We start from the raw sequence: 21545 nt of genomic DNA on the forward strand, positions 1-21545 counted from the left end.
GAGCAAGCCCGCTCCCACACTTAGCTGTATCAACCGTGAGTTTTCAACACCGCTTTCACAGCCGCTGCAGCCCGCTCCACATCCGCCTCCGTCATCGCCGTAAACATCGGCAACGACACAATCAAACGCCCCACTTTTTCTGCAACCGGGAACATGCCTTCCTTGAACCCCTGTGCCCGATACAGGCTCAGCAGGTGGATCGGCGGGTAGTGATAGCCAATGCCGACGCCGTGGGCCTGCATCTGCTCCATAAAGGTGGCGCGTGCGGGCAAACCATCCTGACGCTCCGGCAAGACCAGTTGGAACAGGTGCCAGTTGCTGTTTTCGAAGTCTGCCGGCGGCAGTTGCGCGCCGTACTGTTCTTCAAAGTCACTGCCGAAGCATTTGAAATAGTGCCGTGCCAGGTGCTGGCGGTGGGCGGTGATCTTCTCGATGTGGGCAAATTGCCCCAGGCCAATGGCGGCGGCGATATCGGTCATGTTGAATTTGCCCCCCAGCACGTCCACGTCCAGGCCGTCGAAACCGCTGCGGGTAACGCCTTGCAGGCGGTATTTCTCGGCCAGACGGGCTTCTTCGGCGTTGTTCAACACCAGGCAGCCGCCTTCGGATGAGGTGATGTTCTTGTTTGCCTGGAAGCTGAACGACACGAAGTCGCCGGTAGCGCCGATGCGTTCCCCGTCCCAGCTGGAACCCAGGGCCTGGGCGGCATCCTCGACGATGCGCAGGTTGTACTTGTTGGCCAGCGCGTAAAGCATCGGCATGTCCAGAGGCAAGCCGGCCAGATAGACCGGGATGATCGCCTTGGTGCGCGGGGTAATTGCCGCTTCAACCTGGGCCAGGTCGATGTTGCGGGTCAGCGGGTCGATATCGGCAAATACAGGGGTGGCACCCACTTCGAGGATGACGTTGGCCGTGGCGACCCACGAGATAGGCGTGGTGATGACTTCATCCCCAGGCCCGATACCGGCGATGCGCAACGCGATCTCCATGGTGCAGGTGCCGGAGTTGAAGGTGCGTACCGGACGGCCGCCAAAGTACTCCGACAATTGCGCTTCGAACGCCTGCACCTTCGGCCCGCTGGTGATCCAGCCGGAACGCAGGACATCGCCGACCGCCGAGATCGTGGCTTCGTCAATGGTAGGTTTGGAGAACGGCAGGAAGGGCTGTTGGCTCATGACGAAGAAGGCATCCGTTTCGGGTAGGCGATGAGTGATGGACGTGTGAGGCCTGCATGGTTGCACGGCTCGACTGAATATAGCCTGTCGCCCGTGAACGATTCGTCAGGTTGCGGGCAAAAAAATGCCGCTTGAAAAAGCGGCATTTTTTAACGTGCAGTTGTTACTCGGTGACAGCGTTCTTCGCGAGGATGGCGTTGGCCAGTTCCATATCCGTGGCCTGCAGGCCAGGGTTATCGGCGCGGACTTTCTGCATGGCCGCTTCCAGGTACGGGCCGCGGATGCCGCCGTCGCTGGCAACGAAGCTGCCGGCGTCATCCTGGGCAGCAACGACCAGCTTGTGGTCCTTGAACGTCAGGTAAGTCGAGCCGGTGGTGGCGCCCGACGAGATGACATTACGCCAGAAGCTGTCGGCCATGGCTGAGCCGACAGGGAGGGATAGCACAGCGAGGGTTGCGACAGCATATTTGAGACGCATGGTGGGTGACTCCGGTGGGTTATCTGTACGTTTTGATTGTAGTTAACTTGATCCAGTTCCATCACTGACTAAACAGTTTCAACCTTTAAAACGACCCCATCCTGGCCAACCACGCGGACTTGAGCGCCTACGGGGGCGTCGGCACCCGTTACCATCCATACGCCATCACCGACCTTGACCTTGCCTCTGCCATCCGCGATCGCCTGATGCACCACGAAGGTGCGCCCCACCAGCTCCGAGCCGCGCTCGTTCAAGCCCGGTTGGTCGCTGGTCTTGGCGCTGCTGCGTTGGCGTCTCCACCAGTACACGGCGGTCAATATCGACAACAGGGCGAACAGCAACAGTTGCCACTCAAGCCCCAGGGGCGGGACGAGAAACTTGATCACCCCCACGGCGGCTGCGGCGATACCCATCCACAACAGGTAACCTCCGGCACCGAACACCTCGAGGATCAACAACACGGTGCCCAGCGCCAACCAGTCCCAAAACGAAAGATGCTGCAGAAAATCCCACATGGTGGCGACCTCAGCCTTTCTTGTTGTCGAAAGTCGCTTTGACGATCTCGCCGATACCGCCCACGGCGCCAATTACCTGGCTGGCTTCCAGCGGCATCAGGATTACTTTGCTGTTGTTGGCCGACGCCAGCTTGCCCAAGGCATCAATGTATTTCTGCGCGACAAAGTAATTCACAGCCTGCACGTTGCCGGAGGCGATCGCTTCCGATACCACTTGGGTTGCGCGGGCTTCAGCCTCGGCCTGACGCTCGCGCGCTTCGGATTCAAGGAAGGCGGCCTGGCGGCTACCCTCGGCCTCGAGGATCTGCGCCTGCTTCTTGCCTTCGGCGGTGAGGATGGCCGAGGCTCGCAGGCCTTCGGCTTCGAGGATCTGTGCACGCTTGATCCGCTCGGCTTTCATCTGCCCGGACATGGCCGCCATCAGGTCGGCTGGCGGGCTGATGTCCTTGATTTCGATACGGGTGATCTTGATGCCCCACGGCGCGGTGGCTTCGTCGACGGTGCGCAGCAGTTTTTCGTTGATACCGTCGCGCTGGCTGAGCATGGCATCCAGCTCCATGGAGCCAAGCACCGTACGAATATTGGTTTGCAGCAAATTGCGGATGGCATGCTCGAGGTTGTTCACCTCATACGCCGCCTGGGCAGTGTTGACCACTTGGAAGAAGCACACGGCGTCGATCTGCACGGTGGCGTTGTCAGCGGTAATCACTTCCTGGGGAGGAATATCCAGCACGCTTTCCATCACGTTGATCTTGCGGCCGATGCGGTCCATGACCGGGATGATGATGTTAAGGCCGGGCTTGAGGGTGTTGGTGTAGCGGCCGAAACGTTCGACTGTCCACTGGTAGCCTTGGGGCACCACCTTGAAACCCATGAACAGGATGGCAATGGCCAACCCTACGAAAAGAAGCAGTACGGTTCCGATCTGCATAGCGATTTCCTATCTGATGATGTCAGTGACACGACGTTCGGCCGATTGTAACGGTCTCGTCACGGATAAGAACGGTTTCAGTGCCCCACGAACAAAGGATTTGTTTCTGAATCCCCTGGGGTAACCCTGAGTACTTCCGCCATTGTCGTGAGCCCGGCCTTCACCTTTTGCATGCCGGCCATCCGCAGGCTGTGCATGCCTTGCCCGAGAGCCGCATGGCGCATGGCCTGCACGTCCGCGCCGGGGGTGATCAGCGCCTTGAGGGTGTCGTCCAGGGTCATGATTTCGTAGAGCCCGGCTCTGCCGCGATAACCACTGTCGCGGCACTCCACGCAGCCGGCGGCTTCGTAACCTTCGGCTACGGCGCGCTTGCAGTGAGGGCACAGGACCCGCACCAAGCGTTGTGCCATCACGCCTATCAACGTCGCCTTGATCAAATAATGGGCAATGCCCAGTTCCTGCAGGCGGCTGATGGCGCTCGGCGCATCGTTGGTATGCAGGGTCGACAGCACCAGATGCCCGGTTAATGCTGCCTGGATCGCCATTTCGGCGGTTTCCTGGTCGCGGATCTCGCCGATCATGATGATGTCCGGGTCTTGGCGCAGCAACGCGCGGATACCGCTGGCGAAGGTAAGGTCGATGTTGTGTTGCACCTGCATCTGGTTGAACGCCGGTTCGACCATTTCGATGGGGTCTTCCACCGTGCACAGGTTGACCTCGCGGCTCGCCAGTTGCTTGAGGGTGGTGTAGAGCGTGCTGGTCTTGCCCGAGCCGGTGGGGCCGGTGACCAGAATGATGCCGTTGGCCTGCCGCGTCATGGCCTGCCAGCGCTGTTGATCTTCGGCAGACAACCCCAACTGGTCGAAATCCTTAAGCAGCACCTGGGGATCGAAAATGCGCATGACCAGCTTCTCGCCAAAGGCGGTGGGCAAGGTCGACAGGCGCAGTTCCACTTCAGTGCCTGCCGGGGTTTTCATTTTGATGCGGCCATCCTGGGGCTTGCGCTTTTCTGCCACGTTCATACGGCCAAGGCTTTTCAACCGGCTGACCACAGCGGTGGTGACCTGGGGTGGAAATTGGTAGACGTCATGCAACAGCCCATCGATGCGAAAGCGCACGCGACCCTGTTCGCGGCAGGGCTCGATATGGATATCGCTGGCCCGTTGGTTAAAGGCGTACTGCAACAGCCAGTCGACGATATTGACGATATGCGCATCATCGGCGTGGGGCTCCTTATCGCTGGCGCCGAGGTTGAGCAGTTCGACATTACCGGGCGCCGCCATCTTTTGATCAGCGCCACTGACTGATTTGGCCAACCGGTAAAACTCGTTGATACAGCGCTGGATGGCTTGGGGGTTGGCTACCACGCGCTTGATCGAGCGTTTGAGTACTTGGGAAAGGCCCGCCTCCCAGCCGCTGACGTGGGGTTGAGCACTGGCGACCGTAACGCTGCGCGCATCCACGGCCACTGCGAGGATGGCGTGGCGCTGAGCAAAGGCGTGGGACATCAACGGCACCACCGTCGCCACGTCGATCTTCAGCGGGTCGATGCGTAGGTAAGGCTGATCGACCTGCCGGGCCAGCCACTGCGTAAGCGTTTCCAGGCACGGTCCTTCCTCGGCAATACGTTCCAGGGGATGCTGGGCGCTGGTGGGGGCGGACGACAACCGCCGCGCCGTCTCCGGCGTAATCAGATGCTGCTCGATCAATGCAGGCAGCAGCTGATGCAGTTCCAGAGGGCGATCTTGCAGGGCGGCGGGCATAAGGGTTTCCGGTTGGCGTCGGGGGTAATCCCAGGCTAGCCAGCTTTTGAAAATCCTCCTCGGGCGTGTATTGCAGGCTTTTACCGAGACGTCGCCGCCACGGCTTGGGGCCGTGCGCAACCCGCCGGCCACAGTTCCAGAGAACACACGTTGATCAGGTTTCGAAATTTTTCACCGATCACCTGAGCGCGATGCCAGCTCAGGCCGTCCGTCACGATGTCGATGTGCAGCAGGTCGTCTTGCCTGTTCACGATCACCTGTTTGGGCGTAAGAAATTGCAGCGCGAAGTAATTCAGCAATCGGCACAGCACGTCCGGTTCCGCCTCCGCGACGATCCGGTAATGCGCCTCGCAGTGAAGGTTATCGACGGCCCATACATCGGCGCGGGTTACAGAGTGGACGGTTTCGACGGCGTGCATGCGGACTCTCCAGATTCGACTGGAGAAATTTTTACATTGGTTGTCGGAGATTTCTTATCTAAGATTGGTCTGATAGGCCATGAAATGAATCAAGCAATCCAAAGTAATCGGTTAACAGGGTATTTTTATGCACAGCGAACTGGACGTGTACGACCGCCGCATCCTGGCCCTGCTCCAGGAGGACGCTTCGCTCTCCAGCGCACAGATCGCCGAGAAGGTCGGCCTCTCGCAGTCACCTTGCTGGCGGCGTATTCAGCGGCTCAAGGAGGAAGGCGTGATCCGCGCCCAGGTCACATTGCTGGACCGCAAGAAAATCGGCCTCAATACGCAGATTTTCGCCGAGGTCAAACTCAACGCCCACGGTCGGTCCAACTTCACTGAGTTCACCGAGGCGATTCGTGGCTTTCCGGAAGTGTTGGAGTGTTACGTATTGATGGGCGCGGTAGATTTTCTGTTACGCATTGTCGCGTCGGACATCGAGGCGTACGAGCGGTTTTTCTTTGACAAGTTGTCGATGGTGCCAGGCATTCAGGAGGTCAATTCGATTGTGGCTTTGTCCGAGATCAAATCCACCACCAGCCTGCCGGTATTGGGCTGACAAATGTGAGAGCGGGCTTGCTCGCGAAGGCGTCGTGTCAGTCGATACCTGATGACTGATACACCGCCTTCGCGAGCAAGCCCGCTCTCACAGGGACTGTGCTGCGCTATGAATTACAGACGCAGAAGGGTCTTCCACGCGCGATTCTGATACACCGCAATCGCTTGGTGCATCCGCGCATCCAGCGACTCATCGGTAATCGGCTGGTTAGCCAGGTGCGCCAGCTTGTTCAGCTCGCCGTACAAGCGGTCCAGTTCCGGAATGTCCACCACGTGACGCGCATGGTGCAGCCAGGCCTGGATGCGTTCGATACGCGGCAGTTGCTCGGCCAAGTCTTCCGGCTGCTGCTGGTAGCGAGGCAGTTGCAGGGCAACGGCGTCATCGGCCAGCAGGCGCGGTAGCCAGTTGGTGATTTGCGCGGCGCCTTGGCGGTTGCCACGCACGGTGCGCTCGACGGTCCAGGTGCGTGCCAGCAGCCAGCGCGAGGTGTTCAGGGAGAAAAGGCCCCAGCGCACATCCTGCAGTTCTTCAACGAACTGCTCGGGCGCGGCTTTGCGGATGTCTTCATCGTCGTCACCGGCCTGGACCAGCGGGCGCCAGTCTTCCAGCAACGCATCCAGGGCGCTGCGCAACTCGCTGGTGGATTGACGCGGCGCGGCCTGGCCGAGGCTGCCGATCAGGGCGCGCAATTCGCCGAGGTTCTCGACCCAGTCCTGCAGCAGACGCCAGTGGCCATTGAAACGATATTGCTCGGCCAGGCGCTGGCTGCTGCCCAGCAGGTGCCACATGATCGCGGCGAAAGCATCGTCCAGCGGCATTTCGGCGTGGATCTGCGGTGCCGGCAAGCTCAAGGAATAGCTGCTGGCGTCGTACAGGCGATAGCCACGTTCGGCCTTGCTGATGTCACAGGGCATCAGTGCCAGGGTCGCCGCCAGCTCGGCGGCCAGCTCCAGCAGGGCAGCCGGTTCGCCTTCGCGCAGTTCCAGCTCCAGTTCGCAGATTTCTTCCTTCTGCTTGCCGACTACCACGTGGCCCAGGTCCAGGGCGGCTTCGATCACCACCTTGGCTTTGCCGCGACCCCAGGCGATTTCGGCGCGCTCGCGCACGAAATCGGTGGTAAAAATCGGCTTGAGGGTCTTTTTGTCCAGCTCGGCCAGTTGCTCGGGCCAGCACTCGCCGTCGAGTTTCTTCACGTCGAGCTTGGCTTTGGGCAGGTCCCAATTGTATTCGTTACGTTCCGACAAACCGGCGACACTCTGGCCGCGGGTCTTGAGGGTCTGGATGATGTCGTCACCGTCCTTGCGCAAGCGCAGGGCCACCTTGGCCTGGGCCAGGTCGCGCTCGGGGGTGTCGAAATACTGGTTCATCAACTCACGGCGTTCCCAGCCACTTTTGTTGCGTTTTTTCAGTAGCGGGTGCTCACGCAGCGCGGCGAGTGTTTCGCGGCTGACGCGTAGCTTGATTTCGGTTTCTTTCTGCATGGCCGGAAAATCCAGGATCGGGAGCGCAGCCGGGGAAAAGTGTGGCTGCCAAGGTCGTGCAGTGTACAGGACTGAGCCCGGCAACGTGCCGCAACGGTTTATTGTGTCGTGCAGATGGCTCTATAGTGGGGTTCATCCGGGAAGTGGGAGACCGCGCATGCCGTTACCGTCCATGAAAGAGCAGTTCGCCGCATTGATTGCCGCGCCGTCGGTCAGTTGCACTCAAGCGTCGCTCGACCAGACCAACCGCCCGGTAATCGATCTGCTCGCCGCTTGGCTGGGCGACCTGGGCTTCGCCATCGATATCCAGCAAGTCAGCCCCGGCAAGTTCAACCTGCTGGCAAGCTTTGGCAGTGGTCCTGGTGGCTTGGTGCTGGCCGGCCATAGCGACACGGTGCCCTACGACGAAGCACTGTGGAAAACCGATCCGCTTAAGCTGACGGAAGTCGACGGCCGCTGGGTAGGATTGGGTAGTTGCGACATGAAAGGATTTTTTGCGCTGGCGATTGAAGCGGTGTTGCCACTGCTGGACCAGCCGTTCAAGCAACCGCTGCTGATCCTCGCCACCTGCGATGAAGAAAGCTCGATGTCCGGTGCCCGTGCATTGGCCGAAGCGGGGCGGCCGTTGGGCCGGGCGGCGGTGGTCGGCGAACCGACCGGCCTCAAGCCGGTCCGCCTGCACAAAGGCATCATGATGGAGCGGATCGACATCCTCGGCCGCAGCGGCCATTCGTCAGACCCGAGCCTGGGCCATAGCGCCCTCGAAGCCATGCACGACGCCATCGGCGAACTTCGCGGCCTGCGCCTTGCCTGGCAGCGCGAATACCGCAATCCGCAATTCAGCGTGCCACAGCCGACCATGAATTTCGGCTGCATCCATGGCGGCGACAACCCCAACCGCATCTGCGGCCAGTGCTCTCTGGAATTCGATCTGCGGCCCCTCCCGGGCATGGACCCTGAGGTACTGCGCGCCGCCATCCGGCAAAAACTCGAGCCCCTGGCCGAGCGCCATAAAGTCAAGATCGATTACGCGCCGCTGTTCCCGGAAGTACCGCCCTTCGAGCAGCCCGAAGACGCCGAGCTGGTGCGGGTGGCGGAACGTTTGACCGGCCATCGTGCCGAAGCAGTGGCGTTCGGCACCGAAGCGCCTTATCTTCAGCGCCTTGGTTGTGAAACCCTGGTGCTCGGCCCTGGCGATATCGCCTGTGCGCACCAGCCGGGCGAATACCTTGAAATGTCACGCTTGACGCCTACAGTGCGTCTATTGCGGGAATTGATCGAACATTACTGCCTGAAACCTGCATAAATTAACCCCCGCCTGTTCGTACATAGAAAGGAGAGTGAGCGTGTCGCCAAGCCTGTTCCGACGATAACCATCAGCCCGCTGTGCGCTTTCACGATTGATCCTTTTTTGGCTGCTTTTTATTACAGGCCCAGGTGTTATGCCCGACTACGTTAATTGGCTTCGTCACGCTTCGCCCTACATCAACGCTCACCGCGACTGCACCTTTGTGGTGATGCTGCCGGGCGATGGTGTGGAACACCCCAACTTCGGCAATATCGTCCACGACCTGGTGCTGCTGCACAGCCTGGGTGTGCGATTGGTGCTGGTGCACGGCTCGCGTCCGCAAATTGAAGCGCGCCTTGAGGCGCGGGGCCTGACCCCGGCTTATCACGAAGGCTTGCGCATTACCGATGCGGCGACGCTCGAATGCGTGATCGACGCGGTAGGGCAATTGCGTATCGCCATCGAAGCGCGCCTGTCCATGGACATGGCCTCATCGCCCATGCAGGGCTCGCGCCTGCGGGTGGCCAGCGGCAACCTGGTGACCGCGCGGCCAATCGGTGTGCTTGAAGGCGTGGACTATCACCACACCGGTGAAGTACGCCGGGTCGACCGCAAGGGCATCAACCGGTTGCTGGACGAGCGCTCGATCGTACTGCTGTCGCCGCTGGGTTATTCGCCCACCGGTGAGATTTTCAACCTGGCCTGCGAAGACGTTGCCACCCGTGCCGCCATCGACTTGGGTGCCGACAAATTGCTGCTGTTCGGGGCCGACTTGGGCTTGATCGATGAAAACGGCCGGCTGGTGCGTGAGTTGCGTCCGCAGCAAGTGCCGGCTCATCTGCAGCGCCTGGGCAGCAATTATCAGGCAGAGCTGCTCGATGCCGCCGCCGAAGCTTGCCGGGGTGGAGTAGGGCGCAGTCATATCGTCAGCTACGTCGAAGATGGCGCCTTGCTCACTGAACTGTTCACCCGCGACGGCGGCGGTACGCTGGTCGCACAGGAGCAATTCGAACTGGTGCGCGAAGCGGCAATTGAAGACGTCGGCGGTTTGCTCGACCTGATCAGCCCGCTGGAAGAGCAGGGCATTCTGGTACGTCGTTCCCGGGAAGTGCTTGAGCGTGAGATCGAGCAATTCAGCGTGGTCGAGCGTGAAGGCATGATCATCGCCTGCGCGGCGTTGTATCAGATCGCGGATTCGGATGCGGGTGAGTTGGCGTGCCTGGCGGTGAACCCGGAATACCGCCATGGCGCACGAGGCGATGTGTTGCTCGAACGCATCGAGACCCGTGCCCGGGCCCAGGGCTTGAAGACTTTGTTTGTCCTCACCACCCGCACCGCGCACTGGTTCCGTGAGCGCGGCTTTGTGCCCAGCAGCGTGGACCGCCTGCCCTCGGCGCGGGCGTCGCTGTACAACTATCAGCGCAATTCGAAGATCTTCGAGAAAGCCCTGTAAACGCGATCCAGCAAACACTACCTATCAAAATGTGGGAGGGGCTTGCCCCCCAACCTCCCACATTGGACCGCGTTTATTCCGTGATGAATTTATCGGTCACATAGGCGGAATAATCCGGCAATACGGTTTCCACCTTGCCCTGCTCCTTCAGAAACTTCGCCGTTTCCCCAATCGCTTTCGCCGTGCCGCCCTTGAGCAACGCGTCGGTTTGCTGCGCCTGTGCATCCGGGAATGTGGTGCCGGCCAACAATTCAGGGATGTCAGCGGCGTTCGAGCCTGTCAATTTGGCGATTTTGCGTACCGGTTCTGAATCCACCGTCCAGCTGTCCTTATGCGCGGCATAGTCGGCAAAGGCGTCCAGCGTGACCCTGGCAAACCTGGCCACGACTTCGGGATGTTTTTCCGCGAAATCCTTGCGCGCCACCCATACCTCAAAGGTCGGCGCCCCCCACTGAGCCACCTGCGCCGCGTCTGTCAGGGTTTTGCCGGTCTTGCGGATTTCGCCGAGGGCTGGTGACCACACGAATGCGCCGTCAATATCTCCCCGTTTCCATGCGGCTGCGATTTCGGCCGGTTGCAGGTTCACGACTTTGACTTGTCGGGTGTCCAGCCCCCAATGCTTCAGTGCGCCCAGCAGGCTGTAATGGGAGGTCGAAACGAACGGCGTGGCGATGGTTTTGCCGATCAGGTCGGCGGGTTTGTCGATACCGCTGCCATTACGCACCACCAGGGCTTCAGAAGCATTGATTTGTGCCGATACGATAAACGCCACAATCGGTAGATTGCGTGAAGCTGCCGCCGCGAGCGGGCTGGAACCCAGGTTGCCGATTTGCACATCGCCGGAGGCGATGGCCGTGACCACGTCGGGGCCACTGTTGAACCTGCGCCAATGGATCTTTTCGCCAATGGCTTTTTCGTAGAGGCCATCGGCCTGGGGGACTTTGCTGGGATCGATGCCGGTCTGGTAGCCGACCGTCAGGTCGGCCGCGTTGACACAAAAAGAAAGTAATGCCGATACAAAAACTGTAACAAATTGACGGGAGGATGTGCGTTTGGCCATGATGGCGTCGCCTTTTTGATCGTGAGTGACGTATGCAACAGAGCGTCAACACTAGTCGATCTAAAAAAGCACTAATAAATACCCTTTAGGAATTAGCTTATGGGTGGGTTCGTCTAGCCTGACTAGCCTGTTTCATGATTGTGCTTATTCCTGAATCGTATTAAAAAGAATGAAACAATTCTTTTTGGGTGTATGAAAAACTCATTACCCTGCAGGGACCAAATCAACTGCGATTAGACGAAGGTAGTAGACACGTCAGGTTACGATTGACTTGCTAGTCACTATCTGGCGCTAATCGCGCATCTGTGGATCGAGGGCGTCAGACCCGAGACCAAAGAAATACAAAAATTAGAAATGAGAGGAGCGGTACATGAAGAAGTCCACCTTGGCTGTGGCTGTAGCGTTGGGCGCAATCGCCCAGCAAGCAGGCGCTGCCGGTTTCATCGAAGACAGCAAGGCCACACTGGGTCTGCGTAACTTTTACATCAACACCGATAACCGCGAAGGCACTGCCAACCCAAGCAAGAACGAAGAATGGGGCCAAGGCTTCGATCTGCGCTTCATCTCCGGTTATACCCAAGGCACCGTTGGCTTCGGTCTTGACGCGATTGGCCTGTTGGGTGTCCGTCTTGATTCCGGTGGCGGTACCAACGGCGCAACCGCCAGTTCGTACGGCGGCACCATCTTCCCGAGCAAATCCAATGGCGAAGCCGTTGATAACTACTCGAGCCTGGGCCTGACTGCCAAAGCCAAGGTCTCCCAGACTGAATTGAAGCTGGGTACCTTGCAGCCCAAGCTGCCGGTTATCGTGACCAACGATGGTCGTATGCTGCCGCAGACCTTCCAGGGTGGCCAGATCACCTCCGGCGAATTCAAGGACCTGACCCTGGTTGCCGGTCAGATCGAAAAAGCCAAAGGCCGTAACTCCAGCAACAACGAAAGCCTGTCCATCTCCGGCGCCAACAGCCGTGGTGTGAACTGGCGTTCGAGCAACAAGTTCTACTACGCCGGTGGCGACTACAAGATCACCAAGGATCTGACCGCCCAGTACTACTACGGCAACCTGGAAGATTTCTACAAACAACACTTCCTGGGCCTGACTCACAACTGGGCTATCGGTCCAGGCGTGTTGAAGTCCGACCTGCGTTACTTCAACAGCTCCGACGACGGTAACAACGGCAACCAGTCCGCGTACTTCTCCACCGGCAACTACGGTGGCGTCAACTCCGGCCGTGGCAAGGTCGACAACAACCTGTACAGCGGCCTGTTCCTGTACTCGGTGGCCGGTCACACCTTTGGTGGCGGTTATCAGGTCAGCAACGGCAGCAGCGACTTCCCTTGGCTGAACCAGGGTGATGGCTCGTCGGCGTATATCACCACCGACATGCAAATCCAGAAGTTCGCCCGCGCAGGCGAGCGTACCTGGCAAGCTCGCTACTCCTACGACTTCGCCAAGGTTGGCGTACCTGGCCTGACCGCCGGCCTCGTGTACCTGAAGGGCGACCATATCGACACCGTCGCCAGCAACCGTGCCGAATTCACCGGCCAGTCCGAGTGGGAACGTGACATCACTGTTGCCTACGTCGTACCGGAAGGTCCGCTGAAAAACGTCGGCGTGGCATGGAAAAACGCTATGTGGCGCAGCGATATCGCCAACGCGCGTAACCAGGACGAAAACCGCTTGATCGTCAGCTACTCGATCCCGCTGTTGTAAGACTGTAAAACCTTGCCCGGCGCAATGCCGGGCAAGGTGTCTTGCTTTTCAAGTCGGGCTCAACCCCGCAAGCCCTTCCTGAACCCTCTTTGTACAGCGTCTCAAGGCCTTCTCGAACCTTGGAAGCGATGGTGCTCCTCGGCCCTGATGACGTCCAATGAACAGATTTTTAATATTCTTTTATCGTCTAGATAAATCGATATTCATTCTTTTTAAATTCTCTTCAAACCCTGCACAGTGGGCTCCATAAGCAGTCATCAGGAGCCACATCATGAGCCTAAGATTGGGCGACATCGCCCCCGACTTCGAGCAGGATTCCAGCGCCGGCACGATTCGTTTCCACGAATGGCTGGGCGATAGCTGGGGTGTGCTGTTTTCCCACCCCGCGGACTTCACACCGGTGTGCACCACCGAGTTGGGCTTCACCGCCAAGCTCAAGGATGAATTCGCCCGGCGGGGCGTCAAGGCCATTGCGTTGTCGGTAGACCCGGTGGACTCGCACCACAAGTGGATCGAAGACATCAACGAAACCCAGAACACCGTCGTCAATTTCCCGATCCTGGCCGATGCCGACCGCAAGGTCTCGGACCTCTACGACCTGATCCACCCCAACGCCAGCGACACCCTCACGGTGCGTTCCTTGTTCGTGATCGACCCGAACAAGAAGATTCGCCTGACCATCACCTACCCGGCCAGCACTGGCCGTAACTTCCATGAAATCCTGCGGGTGATCGACTCGTTGCAATTGACCGACAACCATAAGGTCGCCACCCCGGCCAACTGGCAGGACGGGGATGAAGTGGTGATCGTGCCGTCGCTCAAGGATGAGGAAGAGATCAAGAAACGCTTTCCGAAGGGCTACAGGGCAGTCAAACCGTACCTGCGCCTTACTCCACAGCCCAATCGTTGACGCAAAACTGATGTGGGAGCGGGCGTGCTCGCGAAAGCGGCGTGTCGTCAAAAGAAGCATCAACTGACAGCCCGCATTCGTGAGCAAGCCCGCTCCCACATTTCTACCGCGTTTCAAGCTGAAATCGACTCGCGCAGCAGGGGTTTTCAGGCCGTTTCGACGGCCTTTTTTTGCGCCTGAAGATCCGTTTGTTACATATGTTTTTATGGAATAAACAAATGAATAAATAAGATTTAAAGATATATGAATCTGCTGCTAAGGTCTGTTCCATCTTGGCGCCATCGTCACACAACGAATCGCCGACACTTGCTCAAGGAATACTTGCATGCTGGTCGTAACACTTGGAGGCAGTCCCAGTCAGCGTTCCCGCTCAGGGGTTTTGCTGCACAAAGCCCGTCAATGGTTGCAGGACCAGGGCGTGGAAGTGGTGAGTTACCAGATACGCGACTTCCCGGCTGAAGACCTGCTGCATGCGCGGTTCGACAGCCCCAAGGTCATTGACCTGTTGCAGCAAGTGGCGAATGCCGATGGCCTGGTGATCGCCACGCCGGTGTACAAGGCGTCGTTCTCCGGTGCCTTGAAGACGGTACTCGACTTGCTGCCCGAGCGCGCCCTGGCCCACAAGGTGGTCTTGCCGATGGCCACCGGCGGTAGCATCGCGCACATGCTGGCGGTGGACTACGCCCTCAAGCCCGTGCTGTCGGCGCTGAAGGCGCAGGAATTGCTCCATGGGATTTACGCCGAAGACAGCCAGATCGCCTACGGCGAAGGCAGTGCCCAGGCGCAATTGGTGCCCGTGCTTGAACAGCGTTTGCACGAGGCCCTGGAGCAGTTTTACAGCGCCATGGCCCGCCGCCCGAAACCGCTGGACCCGCATGTATTGAATGAACGCTTGTTGAGTGCTCGCTGGAGCATTTGAGCCTCACCCCGACATCTGGAAACACTCACCTTACTCAGCCGCCAACGGCCAAGCAGGTGCAGCCAACACCCCCATCGCATATTTGGAGAGAGCGCCATGCGCACTGTCATTTTGCGTCGTGGTCTGGTCGCACTGTTTGCTGCGGCTGTGTCCTTCGGCGCCATCGTTCAAGCCCACGCCGCACAAACCCTGCGGATCGGTTATCAGAAATACGGCACGCTGGTGCTGCTCAAGGCCAAGGGCTCCCTGGAAAGTCGCCTGGCGGCCCAGGGCGTGCAGGTGCAATGGACCGAATTCCCCGGCGGCCCGCAATTGCTCGAGGGCCTGAACGTCGGCTCAATCGACTTTGGCGTCACCGGCGAAACCCCACCCGTATTCGCCCAGGCCGCCGGTGCGGATCTGCTTTACGTGGCCTACGAGCCGCCGGCGCCGACCAGTGAAGCGATCCTGGTGCCGAAGGAGTCAACGATCAAATCGGTGGCCGAGCTCAAGGGCAAGAAAATTGTCCTGAACAAAGGCTCCAACGTGCACTACCTGCTGGTACGTGCGCTGGAAGACGCCGGCCTGGCCTACACCGACGTGAAAACCGTGTTCCTGCCGCCCGCCGATGCCCGCGCCGCCTTCGAGCGCGGCAGTGTGGACGCCTGGGTGATCTGGGACCCCTACCAGGCCGCCGCCGAGAAACAGCTGCAAGCGCGCACCCTGCGCGACGGTACCGGCATTGCCGATAACCACCAGTTCTACCTGGCGACCAGGCCCTACGCCGAACAGCACCCCGAGGTGATCAAGGCGCTGGTGGAAGAAGTGCGCGCCGTGGGCGAATGGTCCAAGGCCAACCCCCAGCAAGTGACTGACCAGGTCGCACCGCTGCTCGGCCTGCCCGCTGATATCACCCTGACCTCGGTGAAACGCCAGGGCTACGGCGCGCTGTTCCTCACGCCTGACGTGGTCGCGGCCCAGCAGAAAATCGCCGACAGCTTCTACCAGCTCAAATTGATCCCCAAGCCCTTGAGCATCAAGGACGTGATCTGGACCCCGCCCGCCGCTGTTGCCAAAGCGCCGTAATCCGACTTTTTCAGGAGACAACTCCATGAGCCTCAATATTTTCTGGTTCCTGCCTACCCACGGCGACGGTCATTACCTGGGTACCGCCGAAGGCGCTCGCGCCGTCGATCATGGTTACCTGCAACAAGTGGCTCAAGCCGCTGACCGCCTGGGCTTCGGTGGGGTATTGATCCCTACCGGGCGCTCTTGCGAAGACTCGTGGCTGGTGGCCGCCTCGCTGATTCCCGTGACTCAGCGCTTGAAATTCCTCGTCGCGCTGCGCCCCGGAATCATTTCCCCGACGGTAGCCGCGCGCCAGGCGGCGACGCTGGACCGTTTGTCCGGTGGCCGTGCGCTGTTCAACCTGGTGACCGGCGGTGATCCGGAGGAACTGGCCGGCGACGGCTTGTTCCTCAGCCACGAAGAGCGCTATCAAGCGTCGGTGGAATTCACCCGTATCTGGCGCCGCGTGCTCGAAGGCGAGACCGTGGATTACGACGGCGAGCACATCAGCGTCAAAGGCGCCAAGTTGCTCTACCCGCCGATCCAGCAGCCACGCCCACCGCTGTACTTCGGCGGCTCGTCCGAAGCGGCCCAGGACTTGGCGGCCGAACAAGTGGAAATGGTGCTGACCTGGGGCGAACCCCCGGCAGCGGTGGCGGAGAAGATTCAACAAGTGCGCGCCAAGGCCGAGAAACTCGGTCGCACCCTGCGCTTTGGCATTCGCTTGCATGTGATCGTGCGTGAAACCAACGAGGAGGCCTGGAAAGCCGCCGATAAACTGATTTCCCACCTGGACGACGAAACCATCGCCCGCGCCCAGGCGTCCCTGGCGCGCTTCGATTCGGTAGGCCAGCAGCGCATGGCGGCCTTGCATGGCGGCAGTCGCGACAACCTGGAAGTCAGCCCCAACCTGTGGGCGGGCGTCGGCCTGGTGCGCGGCGGCGCGGGCACTGCGCTGGTGGGCGATGGCCCAACGGTTGCGGCGCGGGTGAAGGAGTACGCCGACCTGGGCATCGACACCTTTATCTTCTCCGGTTATCCACACCTGGAAGAGGCGTATCGGGTTGCCGAGCTGCTGTTCCCTCACTTGGATATCGAACGTGCCGAACTGCCGAAAAGCGCCGGCTACGTCAGCCCATTCGGTGAGATGGTGGCCAACGACATCCTTCCCAAAGCTGCATCGCAGAGCTGAGGCGGCGCTATGAACCTGGAAAAATTCAGTCATCGCGTGGCGCCCTGGGTGTTGCCGATTTTATTGCTGGCGGTGTGGCAGTTGTCGGTGACGGCGGGTTGGCTGTCGACGCGTATCCTGCCGGCGCCCAGTGCCGTCATCGAGGCCGGCATCAACCTGATCCGCAGCGGCGAAATCTGGACACATCTGGCCATCAGTGGCTGGCGCGCAGGCCTGGGCTTTGTGATCGGTGGCAGCATCGGCCTGGCCCTGGGCTTTATCACCGGCCTGTCGAAGTGGGGCGAACGGTTGCTGGACAGCTCGGTGCAGATGATCCGCAACGTGCCGCACCTGGCGCTGATTCCATTGGTGATCCTGTGGTTCGGGATCGACGAGACCGCGAAAATTTTCCTGGTGGCGCTCGGCACGTTATTCCCGATCTACCTGAATACGTACCACGGCATACGCAACGTCGATCCGGCGCTGGTGGAGATGTCGCGCAGCTACGGGTTGTCCGGCTTCAGTCTGTTCCGGCAAGTGATTCTTCCGGGCGCGTTGCCGTCGATCCTGGTGGGCGTGCGCTTTGCCCTGGGCTTTATGTGGTTGACGCTGATCGTGGCGGAAACCATCTCGGCCAGTTCCGGCATCGGTTACCTGGCGATGAATGCCCGCGAGTTCCTGCAAACCGACGTGGTGGTGCTGGCCATCGTGATGTACGCGATCCTCGGCAAGCTGGCCGACCTGGCGGCGCGTGGCCTGGAACGGGTATGGCTGCGCTGGCATCCGGCGTATCAAGTGAATAAGGGAGGTGCGGCATGACGGCCCAACAACCCCCGCGCTTGCTGAAGGGTATTCCCCTGGCGGTGCGCAAGTTGCGCAAGTCCTTTGGCGCTCGCGAAGTGCTCAAGGAAATCGACCTGCATATTCCTGCCGGCCAGTTCGTGGCCGTGGTCGGCCGCAGCGGCTGTGGCAAAAGTACCTTGCTGCGCCTGCTGGCGGGCCTGGACAAAGCCACTGGCGGCGAGCTGCTGGCGGGCTGTGCGCCGCTGCACGAAGCGATCGAAGACACGCGGCTGATGTTCCAGGAAGCGCGCTTGCTGCCGTGGAAAAAGATCATCGATAACGTCGGCCTTGGCCTCAGGGGCAACTGGCGCCCCAGGGCGTTGGACGCGCTGGAGGCGGTGGGCCTGGCCGAGCGTGCCGATGAGTGGCCGGCGGCTTTGTCCGGTGGCCAGAAGCAGCGCGTCGCCCTGGCGCGCGCCTTGATTCACCAGCCGCGTCTGTTATTGCTGGATGAACCGCTGGGCGCGCTGGATGCCCTGACCCGTATCGAAATGCAGCAACTGATCGAAAATCTTTGGCGCAAACACGGCTTCACCGTGTTGCTGGTCACCCATGACGTCAGTGAAGCCGTGGCGATCGCCGACCGGGTCATCCTGATCGAAGACGGCGAAATCGGCCTCGACCTGAATGTCGAGCTGCCGCGTCCCCGCGCCCGTGGCTCACACCGCCTGGCTGCGCTGGAAGCCGAAGTGCTCAACCGCGTGCTGTCGCTGCCCGGCTCACCACCGGAACCCGAACCGGTTTCACCGCTGCCGACGCAATTGCGTTGGGCGCAATAACTCACACAGGAGAAACATCATGACTATCAAAGCCATCAACGTGCGTAACCAGTTCAAAGGCACCATCAAGGAAATCGTCGAAGGCGACGTGCTGTCGGAAATCGACGTGCAGACAGCGTCCGGCATCGTCACGTCCGTGATTACCACCCGCTCGGTCAGGGAGCTGGAGCTGGTGATTGGCAGTGAGGTGATTGCCTTTGTGAAATCCACTGAGGTGTCGATTGCCAAGTTGTGATTTGCATCGATCCCGAGGCCCTCATCGCGGGCAAACCCTGCTCCCACATTGACTGCCTTTCAAAGGTGAAACCCGGTCAATGTGGGAGCTGGCTTGCCTGCGAAGAGGCCAGTCCAGCCGTTACACAACTCAGCGCTTGGGCAAATACGCCGGCAAATAAAGCCCCACATACGCATCAAACACCCGCATCCCTTCTTGCGCCATGCGCGGCGTGATCAGCCCATGCTGATGCACCGAGCGCGCATAGACGCGGTCGCTCAATTCCAGCGCCAGAGCAAACACATCCACATCGCTCGGCAGTGTGGGCACTTCGAAGTGGCGGTTGAACACCTCCAGCATCAAATCCCCCAACTCCAGATCATGCTGGCGATCGGCCTGGGTTACTTCGGTCAGCCCATGCTGGGCCAGGATCAACTGGCGGGCGGCGGCATCGTTGCTGTAGATGGTGAGCATGCGCTGCTCGACGATGCAGGACAGGTCGCGCCACGTCTTGATTGAGTCATGTTCGATGGGCGCTTCAATGGCCGCGCGAAAGGCCGCGTGCACATTGGCGGTCAACGCCTCCAGCAATGCCGGCACGCTGGCGAAAAAGTGGTACACCGAGGAGGGCGGGATCTGCGCCCGTTCGGCCACGCTGTAGATCGACAAACCGGCCACGCCTTCGGCTGCCAGCAAGGCGCGGGCGGCGTCCAGAATCGCGTCTATCCGGGCCTGGCTGCGGGCGCGCGGTTTGCGAGGGGCGGCGGGGCGGGTGGTCATGAAAGTCTCCTGCAAGGCAACAGGCATTGTATGAGCAGGAATCTGTGTTGTCTGCCAAAGCGCCATCGCAGGCAAGCCACTGCGGTCGGTCGGACAAACCAAAAAAAACGCCGCTGACCCCAGTCAGCGGCGTTCCTCTACTGCAGCAACCGCTTACACGGTATGCAGATACCAGTTGTACTCAAGGTCGGAGATGGAGTGTTCGAACTCCTCCAGCTCACTTTCCTTACAGGCGACGAAGATATCGATGTATTTAGGATCGATGTACTTGGCCATCACCTCGCTGTCGTCCAACTCACGCAGGGCATCGCGCAGGTTGTTCGGCAGGCTCTGTTCGTTCTGCTCGTAGCTGTTGCCTTCCACTGGCGCGCCCGGTTCGATCTTGTTGGTCAGACCGTGATGCACGCCCGCCAGGACCGAAGCCATCAGCAGGTACGGGTTGGCATCGGCGCCGGCCACACGGTGTTCGATACGCACCGCATCGGACGAGCCGGTCGGTACGCGAATCGCCACGGTGCGGTTGTCCAGGCCCCAGCACGGCGAGTTCGGCACGTAGAACTGTGCGCCGAAACGACGGTAGGAGTTGACGTTGGGGCACAGGAACGCCATTTGGGCGGGCAGGGTCTCCAGCACACCGCCGATCGCGTGACGCAATGCGGCGTTCTGCTCGGGATCCTCGCTGGCAAAAATGTTCTTGCCGTCCTTGTCCAGAATGGAGATGTGTACGTGCAAACCATTGCCTGCCTGGCCTGGGTAAGGCTTGGCCATGAAGGTGGTGTCCATCTCATGGTCGTAGGCGATGTTCTTGATCAGGCGCTTGAGCAATACCGCGTAGTCGCATGCCTTGATCGGGTCGGCGACGTGGTGCAGGTTAACTTCGAACTGCGCCGGGGCACTTTCCTTGACGATCGCATCGGCCGGAATGCCTTGCTCTTTGGCACCTTCCAGAATGTCCTGGAGGCAGTCGACGTATTCGTCGAGGTCGTCGATCAGGTAGACCTGTGTCGAGTGCGGGCGTTTGCCGGAAATCGGCGAGCGCGGCGGTTGTGGCCGGCCGTTCACGTTCTCCTGGTCGATCAGGTAGAACTCAAGCTCGAAGGCGGCGCAGATGGTCAGGCCCATGTCGTCAAACTTGCTGACGACTTGACGGAGCACTTCGCGCGGATCGGCGAAGAACGGTTCACCTTCCAGTTCGTGCATGGTCATCAGCAATTGCGCGGTTGGGCGCTTTTGCCATGGCTCGTTGCACAGGGTGTCGGGGATTGGATAACAGATTCGGTCAGCATCGCCGATATCCAGGCCCAGGCCGGTGCTTTCCACCGTAGAGCCGTTGATATCCAGGGCAAATAAAGAGGCAGGCAAGTTAATGCCCTTCTCGTAAACCTTGTGGAGGCTGGTGCGTTCGATGCGCTTACCGCGCACCACACCATTCATATCCGCAATTAGAAGGTCTACGTACAGAACCTCAGGATGATCCTTAAGGAACGCGTTCGCTTCGTTAAGCTGAACGGCACGCGGGGGTACCGACATGATGCAACACCTTTGTTGTTAAAAATATCAATCATTGATCTTTTCTGGTTTCAGTCAACCCGAACGGCATGCCGAAGTCAAGCGAGGCCTTTTTTGCCCTAAAAAAGCGCCGAGGCGCCTTTTTTGGGGCTTTTTGGGGCGGTTTTTTGGGTTTTGGTGGCTGAGGACATGCAGCCTTGAGCGGGCCGTGTTGTATTTTTTACGGGGGTGTTGTGTAAAAAAATGAACAAGGCTAAGCTCGATTCAAACCCATAACAGCAATAATATCGGGGTGCTTCATGTTTCACCTGCCGCCAATCGGCGTCTCTGCCTGCTTCAGCCAGGCGTTGCCCGCAGTCCGTTCGTCCCGCGTGAGCGCTCACGCACCGGCCAATATTCTTGACGGCCCGTCCGACCTCTTCTTTGCCAACTCCCACGCCGCCGACCGGCCCTCATTCGCTGTGCCGATCATGATTCTGCACAAGTTTGGCGTGAGGA

The 21545-nt window shown here is 59.7% G+C and carries 21 protein-coding genes; 11 read left to right on the forward strand and 10 right to left on the reverse strand.

The features are described 5' to 3' along the window. Nucleotides 1-29: 29 nt before the first annotated feature. The 6 genes from Q1V60_RS14245 to Q1V60_RS14270 form a co-directional block, all read right to left on the reverse strand. Complete coding sequence (locus Q1V60_RS14245; protein ID WP_300631388.1) at nucleotides 30-1175, reverse strand: DegT/DnrJ/EryC1/StrS aminotransferase family protein; 1146 nt, start codon at nucleotides 1173-1175, stop codon at nucleotides 30-32. Between the two features lie 163 nt (nucleotides 1176-1338). After that, the gene (locus Q1V60_RS14250; RefSeq protein WP_003176799.1) at nucleotides 1339-1653 is read right to left on the reverse strand and encodes a DUF2388 domain-containing protein; all 315 of its coding nucleotides are present in this window, start codon (nucleotides 1651-1653) and stop codon (nucleotides 1339-1341) included. 68 nt (nucleotides 1654-1721) lie between these two features. Continuing rightward, a complete protein-coding gene (locus Q1V60_RS14255) occupies nucleotides 1722-2168 on the reverse strand; it encodes an NfeD family protein (protein ID WP_300631391.1) in 447 nt (148 codons plus the stop codon). 10 nt (nucleotides 2169-2178) lie between these two features. After that, a complete protein-coding gene (locus Q1V60_RS14260) occupies nucleotides 2179-3099 on the reverse strand; it encodes an SPFH domain-containing protein (protein ID WP_003176797.1) in 921 nt (306 codons plus the stop codon). A gap of 77 nt (nucleotides 3100-3176) precedes the next feature. After that, on the reverse strand, nucleotides 3177-4862 hold the full coding sequence (locus Q1V60_RS14265) for a GspE/PulE family protein (protein WP_300631394.1): 1686 nt from the start codon (nucleotides 4860-4862) through the stop codon (nucleotides 3177-3179). 80 nt (nucleotides 4863-4942) lie between these two features. Next, a complete protein-coding gene (locus Q1V60_RS14270) occupies nucleotides 4943-5281 on the reverse strand; it encodes a hypothetical protein (RefSeq protein ID WP_300631396.1) in 339 nt (112 codons plus the stop codon). A gap of 127 nt (nucleotides 5282-5408) precedes the next feature. Between Q1V60_RS14270 and Q1V60_RS14275 the strand changes: the two genes are divergently transcribed. Further along, nucleotides 5409-5879, forward strand: coding sequence for an Lrp/AsnC family transcriptional regulator (locus Q1V60_RS14275; protein ID WP_300631398.1), 471 nt, complete (start codon nucleotides 5409-5411; stop codon nucleotides 5877-5879). A 113-nt stretch (nucleotides 5880-5992) separates the two neighbouring features. Here Q1V60_RS14275 and Q1V60_RS14280 read toward each other — a convergent pair whose 3' ends face one another. Then, nucleotides 5993-7360 (reverse strand): CYTH domain-containing protein, encoded by a 1368-nt coding sequence (locus Q1V60_RS14280; RefSeq protein WP_300631400.1) that lies wholly within the window; start codon nucleotides 7358-7360, stop codon nucleotides 5993-5995. Nucleotides 7361-7517: 157 nt separating this feature from the next. Between Q1V60_RS14280 and argE the strand changes: the two genes are divergently transcribed. Beyond that, on the forward strand, nucleotides 7518-8666 hold the full coding sequence (gene argE, locus Q1V60_RS14285; RefSeq protein WP_300631402.1) for an acetylornithine deacetylase: 1149 nt from the start codon (nucleotides 7518-7520) through the stop codon (nucleotides 8664-8666). Nucleotides 8667-8802: 136 nt separating this feature from the next. Then, a complete protein-coding gene (argA, locus tag Q1V60_RS14290) occupies nucleotides 8803-10101 on the forward strand; it encodes an amino-acid N-acetyltransferase (protein WP_124368750.1) in 1299 nt (432 codons plus the stop codon). A 73-nt stretch (nucleotides 10102-10174) separates the two neighbouring features. On the opposite strand, the gene tauA is transcribed toward argA, so the two are convergent. Continuing rightward, nucleotides 10175-11161, reverse strand: coding sequence for a taurine ABC transporter substrate-binding protein (gene tauA, locus Q1V60_RS14295; RefSeq protein ID WP_300631405.1), 987 nt, complete (start codon nucleotides 11159-11161; stop codon nucleotides 10175-10177). Between the two features lie 370 nt (nucleotides 11162-11531). Here tauA and Q1V60_RS14300 point away from each other — a divergent pair, with 370 nt between their 5' ends. The 8 genes from Q1V60_RS14300 (at nucleotide 11532) to Q1V60_RS14335 (ending at nucleotide 18779) form a co-directional block, all read left to right on the forward strand. After that, nucleotides 11532-12875, forward strand: a complete 1344-nt coding sequence (locus tag Q1V60_RS14300) for an OprD family porin (RefSeq protein ID WP_300631407.1) — start codon at nucleotides 11532-11534, stop codon at nucleotides 12873-12875. 271 nt (nucleotides 12876-13146) lie between these two features. Further along, nucleotides 13147-13785, forward strand: a complete 639-nt coding sequence (locus tag Q1V60_RS14305; protein WP_300631409.1) for a peroxiredoxin — start codon at nucleotides 13147-13149, stop codon at nucleotides 13783-13785. 325 nt (nucleotides 13786-14110) lie between these two features. Continuing rightward, nucleotides 14111-14704 carry an NADPH-dependent FMN reductase gene (gene ssuE / locus Q1V60_RS14310; protein ID WP_300631411.1) on the forward strand — a complete coding sequence of 198 codons (594 nt, stop codon included), beginning with the start codon at nucleotides 14111-14113 and terminating at the stop codon, nucleotides 14702-14704. 96 nt (nucleotides 14705-14800) lie between these two features. Continuing rightward, the gene (locus Q1V60_RS14315) at nucleotides 14801-15769 is read left to right on the forward strand and encodes a sulfonate ABC transporter substrate-binding protein (RefSeq protein ID WP_300631412.1); all 969 of its coding nucleotides are present in this window, start codon (nucleotides 14801-14803) and stop codon (nucleotides 15767-15769) included. A gap of 25 nt (nucleotides 15770-15794) precedes the next feature. After that, complete coding sequence (ssuD, locus tag Q1V60_RS14320) at nucleotides 15795-16943, forward strand: FMNH2-dependent alkanesulfonate monooxygenase (RefSeq protein WP_300631413.1); 1149 nt, start codon at nucleotides 15795-15797, stop codon at nucleotides 16941-16943. Between the two features lie 9 nt (nucleotides 16944-16952). Then, nucleotides 16953-17741: an aliphatic sulfonate ABC transporter permease SsuC gene (ssuC, locus tag Q1V60_RS14325; RefSeq protein ID WP_300631415.1), complete on the forward strand. Its 789-nt coding sequence runs from the start codon at nucleotides 16953-16955 to the stop codon at nucleotides 17739-17741. Further along, a complete protein-coding gene (ssuB, locus tag Q1V60_RS14330) occupies nucleotides 17738-18544 on the forward strand; it encodes an aliphatic sulfonates ABC transporter ATP-binding protein (protein WP_300631417.1) in 807 nt (268 codons plus the stop codon). Before ssuC ends, ssuB begins: the two co-directional genes overlap by 4 nt. A gap of 19 nt (nucleotides 18545-18563) precedes the next feature. Then, on the forward strand, nucleotides 18564-18779 hold the full coding sequence (locus Q1V60_RS14335; RefSeq protein ID WP_169376958.1) for a TOBE domain-containing protein: 216 nt from the start codon (nucleotides 18564-18566) through the stop codon (nucleotides 18777-18779). A gap of 129 nt (nucleotides 18780-18908) precedes the next feature. On the opposite strand, the gene Q1V60_RS14340 is transcribed toward Q1V60_RS14335, so the two are convergent. Then, the gene (locus Q1V60_RS14340; RefSeq protein WP_300631421.1) at nucleotides 18909-19538 is read right to left on the reverse strand and encodes a TetR/AcrR family transcriptional regulator; all 630 of its coding nucleotides are present in this window, start codon (nucleotides 19536-19538) and stop codon (nucleotides 18909-18911) included. Nucleotides 19539-19691: 153 nt separating this feature from the next. Beyond that, complete coding sequence (locus Q1V60_RS14345; protein WP_003176781.1) at nucleotides 19692-21068, reverse strand: glutamine synthetase family protein; 1377 nt, start codon at nucleotides 21066-21068, stop codon at nucleotides 19692-19694. Nucleotides 21069-21545 lie beyond the last annotated feature (477 nt).

Source organism: Pseudomonas sp., from assembly GCF_030147005.1.
Classification (GTDB): Bacteria; Pseudomonadota; Gammaproteobacteria; order Pseudomonadales; family Pseudomonadaceae; genus Aquipseudomonas.

Coding starts and splice junctions, on each gene's coding strand:
- Q1V60_RS14245 (WP_300631388.1), bottom strand. CDS start 1,175: ATGAGCCAACAGCCCTTCCTGCCGTTCTCCAAACCTACCATTGACGAA.
- Q1V60_RS14250 (WP_003176799.1), bottom strand. CDS start 1,653: ATGCGTCTCAAATATGCTGTCGCAACCCTCGCTGTGCTATCCCTCCCT.
- Q1V60_RS14255 (WP_300631391.1), bottom strand. CDS start 2,168: ATGTGGGATTTTCTGCAGCATCTTTCGTTTTGGGACTGGTTGGCGCTG.
- Q1V60_RS14260 (WP_003176797.1), bottom strand. CDS start 3,099: ATGCAGATCGGAACCGTACTGCTTCTTTTCGTAGGGTTGGCCATTGCC.
- Q1V60_RS14265 (WP_300631394.1), bottom strand. CDS start 4,862: ATGCCCGCCGCCCTGCAAGATCGCCCTCTGGAACTGCATCAGCTGCTG.
- Q1V60_RS14270 (WP_300631396.1), bottom strand. CDS start 5,281: ATGCACGCCGTCGAAACCGTCCACTCTGTAACCCGCGCCGATGTATGG.
- Q1V60_RS14275 (WP_300631398.1), top strand. CDS start 5,409: ATGCACAGCGAACTGGACGTGTACGACCGCCGCATCCTGGCCCTGCTC.
- Q1V60_RS14280 (WP_300631400.1), bottom strand. CDS start 7,360: ATGCAGAAAGAAACCGAAATCAAGCTACGCGTCAGCCGCGAAACACTC.
- argE (WP_300631402.1), top strand. CDS start 7,518: ATGCCGTTACCGTCCATGAAAGAGCAGTTCGCCGCATTGATTGCCGCG.
- argA (WP_124368750.1), top strand. CDS start 8,803: ATGCCCGACTACGTTAATTGGCTTCGTCACGCTTCGCCCTACATCAAC.
- tauA (WP_300631405.1), bottom strand. CDS start 11,161: ATGGCCAAACGCACATCCTCCCGTCAATTTGTTACAGTTTTTGTATCG.
- Q1V60_RS14300 (WP_300631407.1), top strand. CDS start 11,532: ATGAAGAAGTCCACCTTGGCTGTGGCTGTAGCGTTGGGCGCAATCGCC.
- Q1V60_RS14305 (WP_300631409.1), top strand. CDS start 13,147: ATGAGCCTAAGATTGGGCGACATCGCCCCCGACTTCGAGCAGGATTCC.
- ssuE (WP_300631411.1), top strand. CDS start 14,111: ATGCTGGTCGTAACACTTGGAGGCAGTCCCAGTCAGCGTTCCCGCTCA.
- Q1V60_RS14315 (WP_300631412.1), top strand. CDS start 14,801: ATGCGCACTGTCATTTTGCGTCGTGGTCTGGTCGCACTGTTTGCTGCG.
- ssuD (WP_300631413.1), top strand. CDS start 15,795: ATGAGCCTCAATATTTTCTGGTTCCTGCCTACCCACGGCGACGGTCAT.
- ssuC (WP_300631415.1), top strand. CDS start 16,953: ATGAACCTGGAAAAATTCAGTCATCGCGTGGCGCCCTGGGTGTTGCCG.
- ssuB (WP_300631417.1), top strand. CDS start 17,738: ATGACGGCCCAACAACCCCCGCGCTTGCTGAAGGGTATTCCCCTGGCG.
- Q1V60_RS14335 (WP_169376958.1), top strand. CDS start 18,564: ATGACTATCAAAGCCATCAACGTGCGTAACCAGTTCAAAGGCACCATC.
- Q1V60_RS14340 (WP_300631421.1), bottom strand. CDS start 19,538: ATGACCACCCGCCCCGCCGCCCCTCGCAAACCGCGCGCCCGCAGCCAG.
- Q1V60_RS14345 (WP_003176781.1), bottom strand. CDS start 21,068: ATGTCGGTACCCCCGCGTGCCGTTCAGCTTAACGAAGCGAACGCGTTC.